1 protein-coding gene is annotated in these 734 nt (G+C 78.7%); it reads right to left on the minus strand.

Annotation, left to right across the window (positions count from 1 at the left end):
• On the minus strand, positions 1-734 hold a 734-nt coding region (locus tag ACXYMW_RS19645), incomplete at both ends, for a phosphopantetheine-binding protein (protein ID WP_459037023.1).

Consider the following 734-nt stretch of genomic DNA (forward strand, 5'->3'; position numbering starts at 1 on the left):
GCGGCGCGCCGCGGCGCGGTCGGGCGGTTCGGCACCCGGCCCGGTCGCCGCCTCCGCGGCGGGCGCCGCGCCGTCCGCGCGCAAGCCCGCGACCCGCGCGGCGAGCCGCTCCAGCACCGGCGCGCCGAAGATGTCGGCGATGGCCAGATCCGGCACGGCAAGCTCGCTGCGGATGGCGCGATGCGCCTCGATGGCGAGCAGGGAATGGCCGCCCAGATCGAAGAAATTGTCCCGCGCGCCCGGCACCGGAATGCCGAGGATCCGGGCCCAGATCGCCCCGATCCGGGACGCGACCTCGCGCAGGGCGGCCGCATCCGCGGCGCCGCCCGTGCCCGGCCGCGCCGGGAGCGGCGCGGGATCGGCGGCCGCTCCGGCCTCAACCCCCGCCGCCACCTCTTCGGCCGGCGCGGGCAGCGCCCGGCGGTCGAGCTTGCCGTTCGGGGTCAGCGGCATCTCCTCGAGCCGCAGGATGCGCTGCGGCACCATGATCGCGGGCAGCCGCGCCGCCAGCTCGGCCCGGCGCTCGGCCTCGGGCAGGTCGCCGCCGCTGACATAGGCCACCAGCCGCGGATCCCCGGGCCGGTCCTCGCGCAGCAGCACCGCGGCGCGGGTCACTCCGGGCAGGCGCTCCAGCACCGCCTCGATCTCGCCCAGCTCGATGCGGTGGCCGCGCAGCTTGACCTGACCGTCGGCGCGGCCGAGGAAGTCGAGCCCGCCATCGGCGCGGCGCCGCG

It is taken from the genome of Roseivivax sp. CAU 1761, assembly GCF_054482755.1.